At 36.4% G+C, this 15,669-nt stretch carries 20 protein-coding genes and 1 tRNA gene; 14 read left to right on the forward strand and 7 right to left on the reverse strand.

The window, feature by feature from the left end:
- Positions 1-85: 85 nt before the first annotated feature.
- Complete coding sequence (gene dusB, locus ULVI_RS05905; protein WP_068590675.1) at positions 86-1,078, forward strand: tRNA dihydrouridine synthase DusB; 993 nt, start codon at positions 86-88, stop codon at positions 1,076-1,078.
- On the opposite strand, the gene ULVI_RS05910 is transcribed toward dusB, so the two are convergent.
- Complete coding sequence (locus ULVI_RS05910) at positions 1,075-2,292, reverse strand: ABC transporter permease (RefSeq protein WP_068590677.1); 1,218 nt, start codon at positions 2,290-2,292, stop codon at positions 1,075-1,077. The two genes, dusB and ULVI_RS05910, sit on opposite strands and share 4 nt — an antisense overlap.
- Before the next feature lies 1 nt (position 2,293).
- The gene (rbfA, locus tag ULVI_RS05915) at positions 2,294-2,689 is read right to left on the reverse strand and encodes a 30S ribosome-binding factor RbfA (RefSeq protein WP_068590679.1); all 396 of its coding nucleotides are present in this window, start codon (positions 2,687-2,689) and stop codon (positions 2,294-2,296) included.
- 135 nt (positions 2,690-2,824) lie between these two features.
- Here rbfA and mce point away from each other — a divergent pair, with 135 nt between their 5' ends.
- From mce to ULVI_RS05930, 3 genes are all read left to right on the forward strand, one after another.
- Complete coding sequence (gene mce / locus ULVI_RS05920; RefSeq protein WP_068590681.1) at positions 2,825-3,238, forward strand: methylmalonyl-CoA epimerase; 414 nt, start codon at positions 2,825-2,827, stop codon at positions 3,236-3,238.
- A 73-nt stretch (positions 3,239-3,311) separates the two neighbouring features.
- A tRNA-Ile gene (locus tag ULVI_RS05925) sits at positions 3,312-3,385 on the forward strand.
- Positions 3,386-3,697: 312 nt separating this feature from the next.
- Positions 3,698-3,931 carry a hypothetical protein gene (locus ULVI_RS05930; protein ID WP_068590683.1) on the forward strand — a complete coding sequence of 78 codons (234 nt, stop codon included), beginning with the start codon at positions 3,698-3,700 and terminating at the stop codon, positions 3,929-3,931.
- Here the strand turns inward: ULVI_RS05930 and ULVI_RS05935 are convergent.
- Positions 3,912-4,502 (reverse strand): riboflavin synthase, encoded by a 591-nt coding sequence (locus ULVI_RS05935; RefSeq protein WP_068590684.1) that lies wholly within the window; start codon positions 4,500-4,502, stop codon positions 3,912-3,914. The two genes, ULVI_RS05930 and ULVI_RS05935, sit on opposite strands and share 20 nt — an antisense overlap.
- Positions 4,503-4,561: 59 nt before the next feature.
- On the opposite strand from ULVI_RS05935, the gene pdxA reads away from it, so the two are divergent.
- The 9 genes from pdxA (at position 4,562) to ULVI_RS05980 (ending at position 12,028) form a co-directional block, all read left to right on the forward strand.
- Entirely contained in the window at positions 4,562-5,623 is a 1,062-nt protein-coding gene (pdxA, locus tag ULVI_RS05940) for a 4-hydroxythreonine-4-phosphate dehydrogenase PdxA (RefSeq protein ID WP_068590686.1), read from the forward strand.
- A gap of 82 nt (positions 5,624-5,705) precedes the next feature.
- The gene (locus ULVI_RS05945) at positions 5,706-6,257 is read left to right on the forward strand and encodes a YceD family protein (RefSeq protein ID WP_068590688.1); all 552 of its coding nucleotides are present in this window, start codon (positions 5,706-5,708) and stop codon (positions 6,255-6,257) included.
- 9 nt (positions 6,258-6,266) lie between these two features.
- Complete coding sequence (rpmF, locus tag ULVI_RS05950) at positions 6,267-6,464, forward strand: 50S ribosomal protein L32 (RefSeq protein WP_068590692.1); 198 nt, start codon at positions 6,267-6,269, stop codon at positions 6,462-6,464.
- Positions 6,465-6,632: 168 nt separating this feature from the next.
- Positions 6,633-7,631 (forward strand): beta-ketoacyl-ACP synthase III, encoded by a 999-nt coding sequence (locus tag ULVI_RS05955; RefSeq protein ID WP_068590694.1) that lies wholly within the window; start codon positions 6,633-6,635, stop codon positions 7,629-7,631.
- Between the two features lie 31 nt (positions 7,632-7,662).
- A complete protein-coding gene (gene accB / locus ULVI_RS05960) occupies positions 7,663-8,151 on the forward strand; it encodes an acetyl-CoA carboxylase biotin carboxyl carrier protein (RefSeq protein ID WP_068590696.1) in 489 nt (162 codons plus the stop codon).
- Between the two features lie 101 nt (positions 8,152-8,252).
- Complete coding sequence (gene accC, locus ULVI_RS05965) at positions 8,253-9,608, forward strand: acetyl-CoA carboxylase biotin carboxylase subunit (RefSeq protein WP_068590698.1); 1,356 nt, start codon at positions 8,253-8,255, stop codon at positions 9,606-9,608.
- Positions 9,609-9,697: 89 nt separating this feature from the next.
- Positions 9,698-10,837: an NAD(P)/FAD-dependent oxidoreductase gene (locus tag ULVI_RS05970; RefSeq protein WP_068590700.1), complete on the forward strand. Its 1,140-nt coding sequence runs from the start codon at positions 9,698-9,700 to the stop codon at positions 10,835-10,837.
- 34 nt (positions 10,838-10,871) lie between these two features.
- Entirely contained in the window at positions 10,872-11,573 is a 702-nt protein-coding gene (gene mtgA, locus ULVI_RS05975; protein WP_068590702.1) for a monofunctional biosynthetic peptidoglycan transglycosylase, read from the forward strand.
- A complete protein-coding gene (locus ULVI_RS05980; RefSeq protein ID WP_068590704.1) occupies positions 11,570-12,028 on the forward strand; it encodes a 3-oxoacyl-ACP synthase in 459 nt (152 codons plus the stop codon). Before mtgA ends, ULVI_RS05980 begins: the two co-directional genes overlap by 4 nt.
- Position 12,029: 1 nt before the next feature.
- Here the strand turns inward: ULVI_RS05980 and ULVI_RS05985 are convergent, their stop codons facing one another.
- The gene (locus ULVI_RS05985) at positions 12,030-12,380 is read right to left on the reverse strand and encodes a DUF421 domain-containing protein (RefSeq protein WP_241780957.1); all 351 of its coding nucleotides are present in this window, start codon (positions 12,378-12,380) and stop codon (positions 12,030-12,032) included.
- Entirely contained in the window at positions 12,377-12,559 is a 183-nt protein-coding gene (locus ULVI_RS15650) for a DUF421 domain-containing protein (protein ID WP_241780958.1), read from the reverse strand. The genes ULVI_RS05985 and ULVI_RS15650 overlap by 4 nt, the downstream gene beginning before the upstream one ends.
- Before the next feature lie 143 nt (positions 12,560-12,702).
- Between ULVI_RS15650 and ULVI_RS05990 the strand changes: the two genes are divergently transcribed.
- Positions 12,703-13,701: an NADP-dependent oxidoreductase gene (locus ULVI_RS05990; protein ID WP_068590706.1), complete on the forward strand. Its 999-nt coding sequence runs from the start codon at positions 12,703-12,705 to the stop codon at positions 13,699-13,701.
- Positions 13,702-13,778: 77 nt separating this feature from the next.
- Here ULVI_RS05990 and ULVI_RS05995 read toward each other — a convergent pair whose 3' ends face one another.
- Both ULVI_RS05995 and ULVI_RS06000 read right to left on the reverse strand, forming a co-directional pair.
- Positions 13,779-14,525: an SDR family oxidoreductase gene (locus ULVI_RS05995; protein WP_068590708.1), complete on the reverse strand. Its 747-nt coding sequence runs from the start codon at positions 14,523-14,525 to the stop codon at positions 13,779-13,781.
- A 194-nt stretch (positions 14,526-14,719) separates the two neighbouring features.
- On the reverse strand, positions 14,720-15,667 hold the full coding sequence (locus ULVI_RS06000) for an ABC transporter ATP-binding protein (protein WP_068590710.1): 948 nt from the start codon (positions 15,665-15,667) through the stop codon (positions 14,720-14,722).
- Positions 15,668-15,669: the final 2 nt, after the last annotated feature.

A 15,669-nucleotide genomic window follows, 5' to 3' on the forward strand; every position in this document is an offset into this window, starting at 1 on the left:
CAATTCTCTTCCCTTTTAAAAAAGGTTTCATTTTTAATGCACGTATTCTATTATATTTGCATTCTAAACCATTAGTAATAACGTTATCGCAAAAATAGGAAACATAGACGTTGGAGAGTTCCCATTACTACTTGCTCCCATGGAGGATGTGAGTGACCCACCATTTCGTGCATTGTGCAAAGAACAAGGAGCCGATGTAGTATATACCGAATTTATTTCTTCGGAAGGGCTTATCCGTGACGCGGCTAAAAGTGTCATGAAATTAGACATTTACGAAAAAGAACGTCCTGTAGGAATCCAAATCTTTGGAGCTGTATTAGAATCTATGTTGCGTAGCGTTGAAATTGTAGAGGCGAGTGGTCCAGATATTATAGATATTAATTTTGGATGCCCTGTAAAAAAAGTGGTTTCTAAAGGTGCTGGCGCAGGAATTCTTAAAGACATAGATCTTATGGTTTCGCTAACTGAAGCTATGGTAAAACACACCAAACTTCCCGTCACGGTAAAAACCAGATTAGGTTGGGATGACAATTCTATTCGTATTGTTGAGGTAGCCGAACGTTTACAAGACGTAGGATGTCAAGCGATTTCAATCCACGGTCGTACTCGTGCACAAATGTATAAAGGGGAGGCTAATTGGGCGCCGATAGCAGACGTAAAGAACAATCAACGAATGCACATACCCGTTTTTGGAAATGGAGATGTCGACAGTCCAGAAAAAGCAATGAAAATGCGAGATGAATACGGACTGGATGGGGCGATGATAGGACGCGCTAGTATCGGGTATCCTTGGTTCTTCAAAGAAGTAAAACATTATTTCGAAACAGGAACTCATTGTGCTCCTCCCACAATGGCAGAGCGTGTTTCGGCAGCAAAACGTCATTTAGAAATGGCGATAGCGTGGAAAGGAGAAACATTAGGTGTATTCGAAACTAGACGGCACTATACCAATTATTTTAAAGGCATACCACATTTTAAAGAATACCGAATGAAAATGGTAACTAGTGATGACTCAGCATCAGTGTTTGCCGCTTTCGATGAGGTATTAGAAAAATTTGGAGATTTTCAATTTGTTTAATTTAGTAAAGCACTTCTTACCCTGCTGGAGGCAATTTTAGAAGCAATAATTCCCAAAAGGGTAATGGTTACAAATACAATTAAAACATTCAGAAGTGTTAATTGTACAGGATAGGGAAGTGTACTTGTAATGTTTACATATTTAAACTGAAGTTGTCCCCAAACAGCAATAACTCCCAGAAGAATACCAAATAATCCTGCAAGAGTCGTCATAATAGTTCCCTGCCAGAAGAATATTTTTCGCACAGATTTTAATTCTGCTCCCATACTATGAAGGGTTTTAATATCCTTCCGCTTGTCGAGAATCATCATAATTAGTGACCCTACGATATTAAAAACGGCGATGATGAGAACAAGAGTACCCACAAAATAAACAACCAAATTTTCAGAATTCAGCATTTTGTAGAGCGCGTCGTTTTGTTGAATTCGGTTTTTAATCTGTATGTCTTGTCGACCTACTCCATTAAACAAAGCTTCTACATCACCCCGCACTTTTTCTTCGGAAGCAGTTGGGGTTAATTTAAGTTCTACCGAAGAAACAGTGGTACTATCTAATTGAAGCAGCGTTCGAGCAAACTCTAAATCACTAAAAACATATTTTCCGTTGAGGTCTTCATTTACAGCGTAAATTCCTGAAACAATTGCATTCTGTTTAGTAAAAGCATTTGTAGGATCTAAAGCATTAATTTGTCCTGTACCAGGTTTTGGAACATAAATCTCTAACAAACTAGAATAATCACGAACACCTAAAGAAAGTTTATGCGCTGTGTTTAGGCCAATTACAACTTCTTCTCTATTGGGAACAAACCACTCTTGGTGAAACAAAATACTATCGATAGGATTTACAGTTCCATAGTTTTCATCAACTCCTTTTATATAAGCAATGTGGTTTTTCCCTTTAAAATTTAAGAAAACACGCTCCTCAATAACTCTAGTATAGCTTGCAATACCCTCAATATCATTAAGCGACTCTTCGGTATTTACCGCGAAAGAGAGGGTTTTGCCCGAAGCGGGAAGTACTTTTAAATCACTATCAAAAACATTGGTAAATTGAAGACTAAAATCTTTAAGCCCTGCAAATCCCGAAAGCACAATAAAAAGCGCCATAGCACCCACAACTACCCCTAATGCTGCAATTATTGTAATAATATTAATGGCATTGTTACTGCTCCTAGAAAACAGATATCGTTTTGCAATATAGAGCGGAAATTTCACCCTACGACCGTTTTCTTTTTGGAAGTAACTCTGGATTTTCAATAGGATCTTCACTTCCCTTAACTGCTTTCTCGATTTTCTCAATATATTCAAGAGAGTCGTCATTAAAAAAAGTGAGCTCTGGCATTTTTCGAAGCTGATGCTTTGTGAGCTGAGCGATCTGATGTTTTATTTTAGGTTTTAGAACATTTAATTCGTTTACCATTGTTTCTGCCTTATCTGCTGGAAAAACACTAACATAAACTTTAGCTATAGAAAGATCTACGGTAACACTAACTTTGCTTACCGAAATTATAATACCCATTTGCCCCGACTCACGCAACATTTGCTGCAATACATTTGCAAGATCATTTTGAAGGACTCCCGCAATTTTCTTTTGTCTGTTACTTTCTTCCATATTGCAAAAATACTACATTCTGTTATTTTCAGAACTATGTTTTCTTTAGATGTTTAAAACCGTTTTTTCTGAAAGCGTACGAATCTACACTCGCAGTAAAGTTTTTGTATTTTTGATTGAAGAAATCTTAGCAGAATGAAAAAAATCGAACATATAGGAATAGCCGTTGCCAATCTGGACGAAGCAAATAAAACATACACAAGCCTTATGGGAGCCCCTCCTTATAAAACCGAAGAAGTTACTTCAGAAGGGGTAATAACCTCATTTTTCGCCTGTGGTGAAAGTAAGATCGAACTTTTACAGGCAACGACCAAAGAGAGTGCTATCGCAAAATTTATTGAAAAGCGAGGTGAAGGAATTCACCACATCGCATATGGGGTGACCGATATTAATGGAGAGTTAAAACGACTTAAAAATGAAGGATTTAAAATTCTGAATGAAACCCCTAAAAAAGGAGCAGATAACAAGTGGGTAGCGTTTTTACACCCTAAATCGGCAAATGGGGTTTTAATTGAGTTATGTCAAGATAGAAAGATTCCTTTAAAATAGTTTTGATGTGCTGATAAAGTGTTTTACATTTGCCATCGATTTTATGAAGGTTTAAAATAGCCGTTTGTAAATAGGTCCTATAGCTCAGCTGGTTAGAGCACCTGACTCATAATCAGGGGGTCCATGGTTCGAGCCCATGTGGGACCACAAAAATATGATTACGTTCTTTTAATTTTTTACTTACCTATATCACTAATACCTAAGGGTAAGCTTTATTGAACTTTAATAATTAAAAAGTAAGATTCTCAATTATATAATTTTTTTAAGAATCATACGTTTTTAGAGTAATTCGCGGATTATCAAACCGCAACTAAAATATATTATTGAAATTTTAATACTAAACAGGCTTTTTATCGTTTTTTTTTGTACTTTGCCGACATGATTTTGAGTTGATAACTTGTTTATAAGTTTAATTATCAACTAAGAGTTTAAAAAAAAATAGTATTATAGCCCCTTATTATGCGACCCCAAATCGTAACAATATTAATCATGGCACTTAGTGTAATAACCTATGCCCCTATGTTTGGACAAGCCACTAGCGCTGGTTCAAGCCCACCTGCTCCTAGACCTCCCGGCCCTCCAGAACTCCCTTTACCTTTAGATGACAATCTATATGTATTGTTGATATTAGCGGCCTTATATGGAAGTTTCGTAGCGTATAAAAAAGTTATCGCTAAGAAAAAGGCTTCATAAGGCGTTGCACATATTTACCTATTACATCAAACTCTAAATTTACCCGATCGTTTTCTTGCAGGGTTTTAAAATTTGTATGTTCGTAAGTATATGGGATAATTGCAACCTTAAACTCATCTTTTTTAGAATCTAAAACGGTAAGGCTTACACCATTTACTGTAATCGATCCTTTTTCAATTGTTTTGTTCTCTGTGCTCGAATCGTAAGAAAAAGTAAAATACCAGCTTCCATTTGCTTCAGAAATATTTTCACAAATCCCTATTTGGTCCACGTGTCCTTGAACAATATGTCCATCTAACCGATCGCCCAGACGCATTGCTCTTTCAAGATTTACCCAATCACCTTTTTTTAAAGACCCTAAATTTGTCTTTAGAAGCGTTTCCTTTATAGCCGTAACTATATAACTATCTTTTAGAATTTTTACAACCGTGAGGCAGATTCCGTTGTGAGACACACTTTGATCAATGCTTACTTCAGAAGAAATTTTACTTTCCACTTCAAGATGCAGATTGTCACCCTCGGTGGTGAGTGTTTTTATTTTACCTATCGATTCAATAATTCCGGTGAACATAATAACAATTGGTTACATTTGTAGTGCAAAAGTAAGAATTTAAAACAGCATAGACAGAGATGAGCAAACAGGAAAAAATTATCGTTGGCATATCGATAGGAGACCTTAACGGAATTGGAAGCGAAGTCGTTTTAAAGACATTTTTAGACGCTCGTATGTTAGAGTTCTGTACCCCTGTTATTTTTGCATCTGTTAAATTAATGTCTTTTTATAAAAAAGAGTTTGGACTCGACATGAATTTTCACGGAATCGATACGCTGGATAAAATTATTCATAAGAAAATAAATGTTTTAAATGTGTGGAAAGAGCCAGTAGAAGTTCACTTCGGAAAGGAAGAAGCAAAGGCTGGTGAGTACGCGATTAAATCATTAACAGCTGCGGTAAAAGCGTTAAAGGATTCGAAAATAGATACATTAGTAACGGCGCCTATTAACAAATCTAACGTACAATCTGAAAGTTTTAATTTTCCTGGGCATACAGATTATCTTGCGAAAGAGTTGAACGGACAAAGCCTTATGTTGTTAATTTCTGAAACGTTGAAGGTAGGTCTCCTTACCGATCATGTTGCAGTAAAAGACATTTCTAAAAATATAACTAGAGAAGTAATAGAAAAAAAAATTAATACCATTCATCAAACACTTATTCAAGATTTTGGAATAGAAAAACCAAAAATCGCTGTGTTAGGAATTAATCCACACAATGGAGATAATGGGGTTATTGGAAATGAAGATGATACAATACTTCGCCCAACGCTCGATAATCTTCGGAATAACGGAAAAATAGTTTTAGGTCCGTACGCAGCCGACAGTTTTTTCGGAACAGGAAATTACAAAAATTTTGATGTAATTATTGCATCTTACCATGATCAAGGCTTAGTGCCTTTTAAAACTCTTGCATTTGGATCGGGAGTAAATTTCACAGCGGGACTTGATAAAATTAGAACATCTCCAGACCATGGTACAGCTTACGATCTAGCGGGAAAAAATGAAGCAAATTATGACTCTTTTAAAGAAGCTGTCTTTAGCGCAATTAGCATTTATAAAACCCGCGAAGAATACCTCGAAATATCAAAAAATCCACTTAAAACGAGCCGAAGAAAATCCTTTGTAAAAAAGAAGTGATAAATTAATTTGCATTTGAAATAATTTTTTATCTTTGCACCCGCCTTATTTGTAAGGTGGTGATGTTAAAACAGGTGTGAAAATGAAGGATCTGAAAGAATTTACCATCCCATTTGTGGGATTGAAGCTTGGAGAACACCACTTTAATTTTAAAATTACAAAAACGTTCTTTGAGCATTTTGAGTATGAAGAATTTAATGACGTAGCCATTAATCTTGACGTACTGCTGAATAAAAAAACAACACTATTAGAATTTACGCTAACCTTTTCTGGTTATGTAAATGTCGCTTGTGATATTTCTAATGAACATTATAATCAAGATGTTTCGGGAACTTATCACTTTATAGTGAAGTTTGGAGATGAATTTAATGATGAAAATGAAGAACTTCTTATAATTCCTCACGGAAGCTATGAAGTGAACATTCAGCAATATGTGTATGAAACGATTGTACTATCGATACCTACAAAAAAAATACATCCTGGAATTGAAGACGGGACACTGAAGAGTGACATACTTGATAAACTTGAAGAATTAAGCCTTACTAAAAGCGAAACCGATACAGGTAAAGCCAAAGAAGGTGATAAGACAGACCCAAGATGGGACTCTTTAAAAAAACTATTAACGGATAAATAATAAACAGTAATGGCACATCCTAAAAGAAAAATCTCCAAAACAAGAAGAGATAAAAGAAGAACGCATTACAAAGCTACTGCACCTCAAATCGCTACAGATCCTACAACAGGAGAATCTCATTTATATCACAGAGCGCACTGGCACGAAGGTAAATTATACTATCGTGGACAAATTGTGATCGATGCAGTAGAAGAGGTAGAAGCTTAAATCATATTTTCTTATAAAATATAAACTCTCGCATTCCTGTGAGAGTTTTTTTGTTTTACTATCGTGAAAATCAAAAACTAGTTAATTTACACCTGTTTTTGATTAATATTTAGTAATTTTCGTTTCTTTTAAAGGTAAACTTTGCCTTTTTAAATTTAATTGAACTTTATGAGTACAATCACAGCAGCTATTACCGCTGTAGGGGGATATGTTCCAGACTTTGTTCTTTCTAACAAAGTCTTGGAAACAATGGTAGATACGAACGATGAATGGATTACCTCACGTACAGGGATAAAAGAACGTAGAATATTAAAGGATGCTAATAAAGGGACATCCTATCTTGGTATTCAGGCCGCTAAAGACCTTCTAGAAAAAAGTAATACCAACCCGGAAGATATCGATATGGTGATTATGGCAACAGCCACACCAGATATGCCGGTCGCAGCAACAGGCGTTTACGTAGCCACTCAAATAGGAGCCGTAAACGCTTTTTCATTTGATTTGGTGGCAGCTTGTTCCAGTTTTCTTTTTGGAATGTCAACTGCCGCGCGATATATTGAATCTGGTAAATATAAAAAGGTCCTTTTAATTGGAGCTGATAAAATGTCTTCTATTATAGATTATGAAGACCGAACAACCTGCATTATATTTGGCGATGGAGCCGGAGCAGTTCTTTTTGAGCCCAATACCGAGGGCTATGGGGTGCAGGATGAATATTTACGAACCGATGCTGTAGGAAGACCTCACCTCAAAATAGAGGCTGGAGGGTCTTTGTTACCAGCATCGGCAGAAACAGTTGCCAATAAACAACATTATGTGTTTCAAGATGGTAAAACCGTTTTTAAATTTGCTGTTTCTAACATGGCAGATGTTTGTGAACGTGTTATGAAACGAAACAACTTGACCGGAGATGATGTTAATTGGTTAGTACCACATCAAGCTAATAAACGTATTATCGATGCAGCGGCAAAAAGAATGAACCTTCCAGAAGACAAAGTAATGATGAACATCCATCGGTATGGAAATACTACTTCTGGAACACTTCCACTTTGTTTGTGGGATTATGAAAAACAATTAAAAAAAGGAGATAAACTAGTCCTCTCAGCTTTTGGAGGCGGTTTTACCTGGGGAGCCATATATGTAACCTGGGCGTACGACTCAAAATAACAAATATCACTTAAGAATTAAACCAAAAAGTATGGAATTAAAAGATATTCAAAACTTAATCAAGTTTGTAGCTAAATCTGGCGCTAGTGAAGTGAAACTTGAAATGGAAGATATTAAAATTACCATTAAAACAGGTAGTGACGACCATAAAGGGGAAACAACGTATATTCAACAAATCCCTGCCATGGGAGCCCCACAACAACAAATGGTGGCTGCTCCTCAACAAGAAGCTCCTGTAGTAGCTAAACCAACCGATACTAAAACCGAAGATGATTCAAAATACATCACAATTAAATCACCAATCATCGGAACATTCTATCGCAAACCATCACCAGACAAACCCGTATTCGTAGAAGTTGGAGATACCATTGGAACTGGAGATGTTCTATGTGTTATCGAAGCAATGAAACTATTTAATGAAATTGAAAGCGAACTAAGTGGGAAGATTGTAAAAGTATTGGTAGATGATTCATCACCAGTAGAATTCGATCAACCGTTATTTTTAGTAGACCCATCTTAATACGTCTAACCCGCCTGCCTAACAGGCAGGTCACAAATCTCAATCTATTCAAATCCTGTAAGAAGGAAAGAGTTATTTGAGATTTGATATGTCAGAAAATTATGTTTAAAAAGATATTAATTGCCAATAGAGGAGAGATTGCGCTACGCGTTATTCGAACGTGTCGGGAAATGGGAATATTAACCGTCGCTGTATATTCTAAAGCTGATGAAGAAAGCCTACATGTACGCTTTGCCGACGAAGCCGTTTGTATTGGACCTGCTGCCAGTAGCGAGAGCTATCTTAAAATCTCTAACATTATAGCAGCTGCAGAAATTACAAATGCAGATGCCATTCATCCAGGATACGGATTTCTTTCAGAAAATGCGAGATTTTCAAAAATCTGCGACGAGCACAACATTAAGTTTATCGGAGCTTCTGCCGACATGATCGACCGTATGGGAGACAAAGCAATGGCGAAAGCAACCATGAAAGAGGCAGGAGTGCCTTGTGTGCCTGGTAGTGATGGGATAATTCCAGATTTTAAAACCTGTAAGATTGTTGCCAAAGAAACTGGATATCCCGTAATGCTCAAAGCAAGTGCTGGAGGTGGAGGAAAAGGAATGCGTGCCGTTTGGAAAGAAGCAGATCTCCAAGATGCTTGGGAGTCTGCTCGACAAGAAAGTAAAGCTGCATTCGGCAATGACGATATGTATATGGAAAAACTTATCGAAGAACCACGCCATATAGAAATTCAAATTGTTGGAGATAGCACAGGTAAAGCTTGTCACTTAAGCGAACGAGATTGTTCTATTCAAAGAAGACATCAAAAGCTTACCGAAGAAACCCCAAGTCCGTTTATGACGAAAAAACTTCGAACCGATATGGGGAATGCAGCTGTAAAAGCAGCAGAATATATAAAATATGAAGGAGCGGGAACCGTTGAATTTTTAGTAGACAAACACCGTAACTTCTTCTTCATGGAAATGAATACACGTATTCAAGTAGAGCACCCAATTACCGAGCAGGTAATCGATTTCGACCTTATTCGTGAACAAATATTAGTCGCGGCAGGAATTCCTATTTCTGGAAAAAACTACACACCAAAACTGCATTCTATCGAGTGTCGTATCAACGCAGAAGACCCATACAACAATTTTAGACCTTCACCAGGTAAGATTACAGTATTACATGCACCGGGAGGACATGGAGTTCGTTTAGATACACATGTGTATGCAGGGTATACTATTCCGCCGAATTACGATTCGATGATCGCTAAACTCATTACTACGGCACAAACTCGTGAGGAAGCCATCAATAAGATGAAACGAGCTTTAGATGAATTTGTAATAGAAGGTATAAAAACCACCATTCCGTTTCACCGTCAGCTTATGGACGATCCCGCATATGTTGCTGGAAATTACACTACGGCATTTATGAACGATTTTGTTATGAACGAACCGGAAGAAGAGGAATAGGAACTCACAATAATCATATAATTAAGCACCAAATTCAACAGCATATCGCTTGAGGATTTGGTGTTTTTTTTGAAACACATTCTAATAAAATGAATATTAAAAATGCATCGTATTGGGAATATAAAACATGGTTCCACAACATCGATTTTGCGGTAATTGGAAGTGGTATCGTTGGTTTAAATTGTGCTTTAGCTCTTCGGAAAAAACACCCCAGGAGTAAAATTGTTATTTTTGAACGAGGCATGCTCCCAAGCGGCGCAAGTACTAAAAATGCTGGATTTGCATGTTTTGGAAGCCTTTCAGAAATACTTTCAGACCTTCAAAATCATTCCGAACAAGAAGTGATCGGTCTCGTTCAAGCAAGGATAAGAGGATTGGAATTACTTCGGAAAACTTTAGGGGACGTAACATTAGATTTTCAATTGAATGGTGGCTTTGAGCTTTTTAGGAGTTCGGAAAATACCCTATTTGAAACTTGTTTAAATAAAAGAGCATATGTAAATAAGTTATTACACCCCGTTTTTGAAGCCGATGTGTTTTCAGAAGAAACCAATACCTTTCAATTTAAAAACATTCAATCGACGATAATTCGTAATCGGTTTGAAGGGCAGATCGATACTGGAAAAATGGTATCTGGATTGCTTCAAAAAGCTTCAGAAGCACAAATACACATTCTTAACAATGCCGAAATTACCCAATTACATGATAGTGGAAGTAAAGTAAATTTTCAGTTAAACAATTCCGAAGAACTAACCGCGAAACAAGTGTGCATCGCAACTAACGGATTTGCAAAACAACTCTTACATGAAAATGTACAACCTGCCCGTGCTCAGGTGCTTATTACGAAACCCATAAAAAATTTGGCTATAAAAGGAACATTTCATTTAGAGGAGGGCTACTATTATTTTAGAAATATTGACGACCGTATTTTATTAGGTGGTGGTAGAAATCTCGATATAAAAGGTGAAGAAACCACCGTAATGAAAGTTACTAACCTAATTCAGAATAAGTTAGAGGAATTACTCCATACAACAATATTACCCGAAACTGCGTTTGAAATAGAACGTCGCTGGAGTGGTATTATGGGAGTAGGAAGTAAGAAGAAGCCTATAGTAAAACAGCTTTCAGAACATGTCTTTTGTGGGGTGCGATTAGGCGGCATGGGTGTGGCTATTGGGAGCACTATTGGTGCTGATCTTGCCAACCTAATTCCCATAAATACTAATTAGAGACCCTTCTTATTTAAGAAATACAGCCATTGGTATGTTTAAACGATTTTTTAAATTTTTTATTAGGGCATTATTGTGGTTTTTAGCCGTTAGTTTTTGTTGGGTGCTTTTATATAAATACGTGCCTGTACCCTACACGCCGCTTATGGTGATTCGTTATGTTGAATCGAATCAAAAACTTACTATAAAACACGACTGGGTATCTATAGAAAATATCTCTAAATCTCTTCAACTCGCGGTGATTTGTGCCGAAGATCAGACGTTTTTGGCGCACAATGGGTTTAATTACAAGGCGATTGAAAAAGCATATAAAAATAATACTTCAGGAAATCGAATAAAAGGCGGCAGTACCATTTCACAACAAACTGCAAAGAATGTTTTTTTGTGGCCCGATCGCAGTTGGCTTCGTAAAGGATTAGAGGTGTGGTTTACATTCCTTATAGAGCAACTCTGGAGTAAAGAACGCATTCTGGAAGTGTATTTAAACAGTATCGAGATGGGAAATGGCGTCTTTGGGGCTGAAGTTGCTGCTGCTTATTGGTTCAATAAAAAAGCAGCCAATCTAAGTCAAGATAACGCCGCAGCGATTGCGGCCATACTACCAAATCCCAGAAATTTTAGGGCTTCCCCTTCGTCTTCATATATTGAAATAAGAAAAGCATGGATTGTAAAACAGATGAGAAATTTTGGTACTTTTAATCTGCTCAATGCAGAGCGAAATAAATCGAATAAATGACGGTAAAAGAAATAAAAGAAGCTTTATTAAAGGAGTGTAAAAATGTCGTAGCCAAGCGATTCGATAAAATTAAACAGACGATTGAAGACATTATAGAATCTCTAGAAGATGAATCGAAGAGTAGTGCGGGCGATAAACATGAGACAGGACGTGCGATGCTTCAGATAGATCGAGAAAATGCTGGGAAGCAATTAAGGGAAATAGAAACGCTTCAGAAATTATTGCCGAGAATAGATATTGACGTAACTTCCGATTATGGAAGGCTAGGAAGTCTGGTCTATACAAATCAAGGTACGTACTTTCTTAGTATTTCCATTGGGGCTGTTACTGTGAGTAAAACCGTTTATTATTGTGTAGCATTACATTCACCTATTGGCGATTTGCTTTCAGGAAAGAAGAAAGGAGATCTATTTTCTTTTAATGGAAAGGATTACAAGGTAACGAGTGTGAAATAAGTTATTGGGTAACATCTTCTAAAAGGAATGCTTCAACCTCAGTACCATCATCGCTGTGCAACACGCTCACATCCCCAGTTGTTTCAAGAATAACGGCTTTTACTTGTTCCAGTTTTAAGACATTGGCTTCTCTTAATTTTCCCCGTAATTCATCTTTCGTCACTTTACACTTTTCGATATTTTCTTCTAGCATTTTACCATTCAGCATTAATAGCATAGGGGAGTTGTCTAATGTTTGTTGTACCGCATCGCTTTTAAACTGGATGATCGAAATAAGATAATTCATTAAATATAGCAGCCCAATAATAAGTGCACCCATTACTAATTTCGGACTTCCAGTTCCAATACTCATTGCAAATAAATTACAATGGCAATGGTGTTTATAAAATCGAAACCAGTCATTTTACTAAAACTTTTTAAACCAAAAATTCGGGTATAAAAAATAATTGCAGCATAAATTATTAGGGTTCCCAATAGTACACTCCAAAAAGTGTCGATGGTTAGATCTTTGGTAAAGTACTCCCAGTTCATAGCGTTTTTTTTGTTAGCTACCTAAGATACTTTAATTAGTTCCTTGAGTACGTTAATCTTTTCTGAAATAATGCGTTAAGAAGTGACAATTTTTTTCTGTTGAAAACTTTGGAAGCTATCTTTAAAAAGAAAAACAAGGAACAATGAATAAAACAATCATTTTAAAAAGCAGACCAAAAGGAATACCAACTCTAGATAACTTTGATTTTAAAGAGGAGGAAAAACCCGACCCTAACGAAGGTGAAGTACTTTTAAAAACCAAGTACGTTTCGGTGGATCCATATTTACGTGGAAGAATGCGTGATGAAGAATCGTACATAGAACCATTTGAGATTGATAAACCTATACAAAGTGGTATTGTAGCCGAAGTTGTAGAAAGCAAAAACGACTCTTTTAAAAAGGGAGATTATGTAAGCGGAATGTTAGAATGGAAAGAGTTTCAAACTTCTAATGGAAAACAACTTCAGAAAGTAGATGAAACAAAAGCTCCATTAAGTGCATATCAAGGTGTTTTAGGTCTTACTGGACTTACAGCTTATCTTGGGTTATTAAATATCGGAGAGCCGAAAGAGGGCGAAACTGTATTAGTCTCGGGAGCATCGGGAGCGGTAGGAAGTATTGTTGGACAGATAGCAAAGATTAAAGGTTGCAAAGCTGTAGGAATAGCAGGGAGTGATGAAAAACTAACTACGATGAAAGAGAAGTTTGGTTTCGATGAGGGGATTAACTACAAAACTACCTCAGATATGAAACAAGCTATTAAAGAAGCATGTCCAAATGGAGTAGATGTATATTTTGATAATGTTGGGGGAGAAATTCTAGATGCTACTTTAGCGAATATTAATAGACACGGACGAGTTATAAACTGTGGAGCTATTTCTCTTTACAATAAAAAAGAACAGCCTACTGGACCACGATTAGAAACCACAATTGTAAAAAAGAGTATAAAAATGCAGGGATTTATTGTGCGTGATTTTGGCGAAAAATTTGAAGAAGCCATTGCACAATTAGGTAAATGGTTAGAAGAGGATAAGTTAACATATTCAGAAACCATAGTAGAAGGATTCGATAATATACCGAAAGCATTTATTGACTTATTCGAAGGAAAAAATGAAGGGAAGATGATTGTGAAAGTTTCTTAATAAGTAAGTATAAAATGTAAAAAGTCCGGTTGAGAAAAGTATCTCAACCGGACTTTTTCATTATTATAGGTTTTAGTTTAACGTTGTTGTTGTGTGGGCATCACAAACACATCATTTATATTAGAGCGTTTTGGTTGTGATAGTGCGTAAAAGATAGCATCGGCGATGTCTTCTGCCTCCAGTGGATTCATATCATCCATCATCGATTTCATGTCTTTAAGAACTTCTTTATCGGTAATCGTTTCAGTTAATTCTGTAGATACTGCACCCGGTTCGATAGACGTAACATTAATACCGTAGGTAGGTGCAAGTTCTTGTCGCAATCCTTCAGAAAGCATTTTAACGGCACTCTTTGTAGCACAATATACTGCACCTCCAGGAAAATAATTATGAGCAGCACTCGAAGAAACATTAATTATGTGTCCACCCTTTTGTTCTATCATAGTTGGTACAACTGCAGCGATTCCATTTAAAACCCCTTTAATATTCACATCTACCATGGTATCCCATTCGTCTGTATGCATATTTTTAATGTAAGAAAGTGGCATTAATCCAGCATTATTTACTAAGACATCAATACTTCCAAATTCTTTTTTTGTTTCAGAAACTAAATGACTATAGTTGTTTTTATTGGTAACATCACCAACAACTACTAATGCTTTCCCTCCGTTTTTTTCTATCTTTTTCTGAAGGGATTTTAACCGGTCTTCACGTCGTGCGGTGAGCACCACATTCGCTCCTTCTTTAGACAATTTTAATGCAGTCGCTTCTCCAATTCCACTAGAAGCTCCTGTGATAATGACTGTTTTATTTTTTAAATCCATAGTTATTTAATTTTGTACATGGAAGATACCCAATAATTTACGAACATCCTTTTTATATAAAACTGTTTAATACAGATTTAACGAAATGTCTTATCATGAGTTAAGAATAAGAGGTGTTTTTAATTAAAATGAAGTAGGAGTCGGTTTATGAATATTTCATAATAAAGCAATACACGGCAAATAAAAGAAGTCGTTTATTTGTTGAGGATAAGATATGGTTTATTTCCTTCAGGAATTATTTCTGAATGTAGAAAGAACAGATCTTTATTTTTCCATTCCGCCTGTATAAGATAATAATATCCTTTAAAATAAGATTTTTTTACCGTCACTTGAAGCTTTGTTTCGGTATCTGAAACAGTGAGTTGATGTGGTAGTAAAATAAGTTCTTCGGAAGAACTTTCAGAAAAAAAAGCTGTTTTAGGCAGCACATTTACTTCTCCAAAAAATCCTGCACGATACACAGTAGAAAGATCTTTGTAGATTTCTTCTGGAGTTCCACAGGCATCTATCTCGCCATCTTTTAAAAGTATTAATTTATCTGAAAAGGAAAGTGCTTCTTCACTATCGTGCGTGGCTGTTATACAAGCAATGTTATTTTTCTTTAAATATAAAAATAAAGTTCTTTGTAAGTGATTTTTCTGAAACGTATCGATACTACTAAAGGGTTCATCTAATAACAATAGTTCTGGAGCCTTGGCTAACGCTTTTGCCAAGGCTACCCGTTGTTTCTGCCCACCGCTAAGAAATTTTACTTTGGTGTTTTTAAAGTCGCTTAACGCAACTACATTTAGTAATTCCGAAACTCGATCAGCATCCTTTTTGGAATTTTGTCTAGAGAGATTTTCAGCAATATTTTCTGCTAACGTGGTAAAGGGCATAAGTTCATATTCTTGCGCAACAAGTTTTATAAAAGATTCTCCAGGAATTAGATTATGCGAAGGGCCAAGCAACGGTTTTTTATCCCATGAAATTGTACCTTCCGTAAGTTGAAGTGTTCCATAGATAAGATGCAGCAATGTTGATTTTCCACAGCCGCTTTCTCCTAATACAGAGAGATGTTCCCCCTTGTTAAGTTGAAAAGAAACCTTTTTAAGTACCTGTTTTTCTGAATATGAAAAAGAGTCTATAGTTACCGCTAGCACAA

Origin of the sequence: Cochleicola gelatinilyticus (genome assembly GCF_001637325.1) — a bacterium.
GTDB classification, from domain to species: domain Bacteria; phylum Bacteroidota; class Bacteroidia; order Flavobacteriales; family Flavobacteriaceae; genus Cochleicola; species Cochleicola gelatinilyticus.

Bases quoted from the DNA above. Each gene is read 5' to 3' on its own strand.
- rbfA (WP_068590679.1), bottom strand. From the start codon at position 2,689: ATGGAAGAAAGTAACAGACAAAAGAAAATTGCGGGAGTCCTTCAAAAT.
- mce (WP_068590681.1), top strand. From the start codon at position 2,825: ATGAAAAAAATCGAACATATAGGAATAGCCGTTGCCAATCTGGACGAA.
- ULVI_RS05930 (WP_068590683.1), top strand. From the start codon at position 3,698: ATGCGACCCCAAATCGTAACAATATTAATCATGGCACTTAGTGTAATA.
- ULVI_RS05935 (WP_068590684.1), bottom strand. From the start codon at position 4,502: ATGTTCACCGGAATTATTGAATCGATAGGTAAAATAAAAACACTCACC.
- pdxA (WP_068590686.1), top strand. From the start codon at position 4,562: ATGAGCAAACAGGAAAAAATTATCGTTGGCATATCGATAGGAGACCTT.
- ULVI_RS05945 (WP_068590688.1), top strand. From the start codon at position 5,706: ATGAAGGATCTGAAAGAATTTACCATCCCATTTGTGGGATTGAAGCTT.
- rpmF (WP_068590692.1), top strand. From the start codon at position 6,267: ATGGCACATCCTAAAAGAAAAATCTCCAAAACAAGAAGAGATAAAAGA.
- ULVI_RS05955 (WP_068590694.1), top strand. From the start codon at position 6,633: ATGAGTACAATCACAGCAGCTATTACCGCTGTAGGGGGATATGTTCCA.
- accB (WP_068590696.1), top strand. From the start codon at position 7,663: ATGGAATTAAAAGATATTCAAAACTTAATCAAGTTTGTAGCTAAATCT.
- accC (WP_068590698.1), top strand. From the start codon at position 8,253: ATGTTTAAAAAGATATTAATTGCCAATAGAGGAGAGATTGCGCTACGC.
- ULVI_RS05970 (WP_068590700.1), top strand. From the start codon at position 9,698: ATGAATATTAAAAATGCATCGTATTGGGAATATAAAACATGGTTCCAC.
- mtgA (WP_068590702.1), top strand. From the start codon at position 10,872: ATGTTTAAACGATTTTTTAAATTTTTTATTAGGGCATTATTGTGGTTT.
- ULVI_RS05980 (WP_068590704.1), top strand. From the start codon at position 11,570: ATGACGGTAAAAGAAATAAAAGAAGCTTTATTAAAGGAGTGTAAAAAT.
- ULVI_RS05985 (WP_241780957.1), bottom strand. From the start codon at position 12,380: ATGAGTATTGGAACTGGAAGTCCGAAATTAGTAATGGGTGCACTTATT.
- ULVI_RS15650 (WP_241780958.1), bottom strand. From the start codon at position 12,559: ATGAACTGGGAGTACTTTACCAAAGATCTAACCATCGACACTTTTTGG.
- ULVI_RS05990 (WP_068590706.1), top strand. From the start codon at position 12,703: ATGAATAAAACAATCATTTTAAAAAGCAGACCAAAAGGAATACCAACT.
- ULVI_RS05995 (WP_068590708.1), bottom strand. From the start codon at position 14,525: ATGGATTTAAAAAATAAAACAGTCATTATCACAGGAGCTTCTAGTGGA.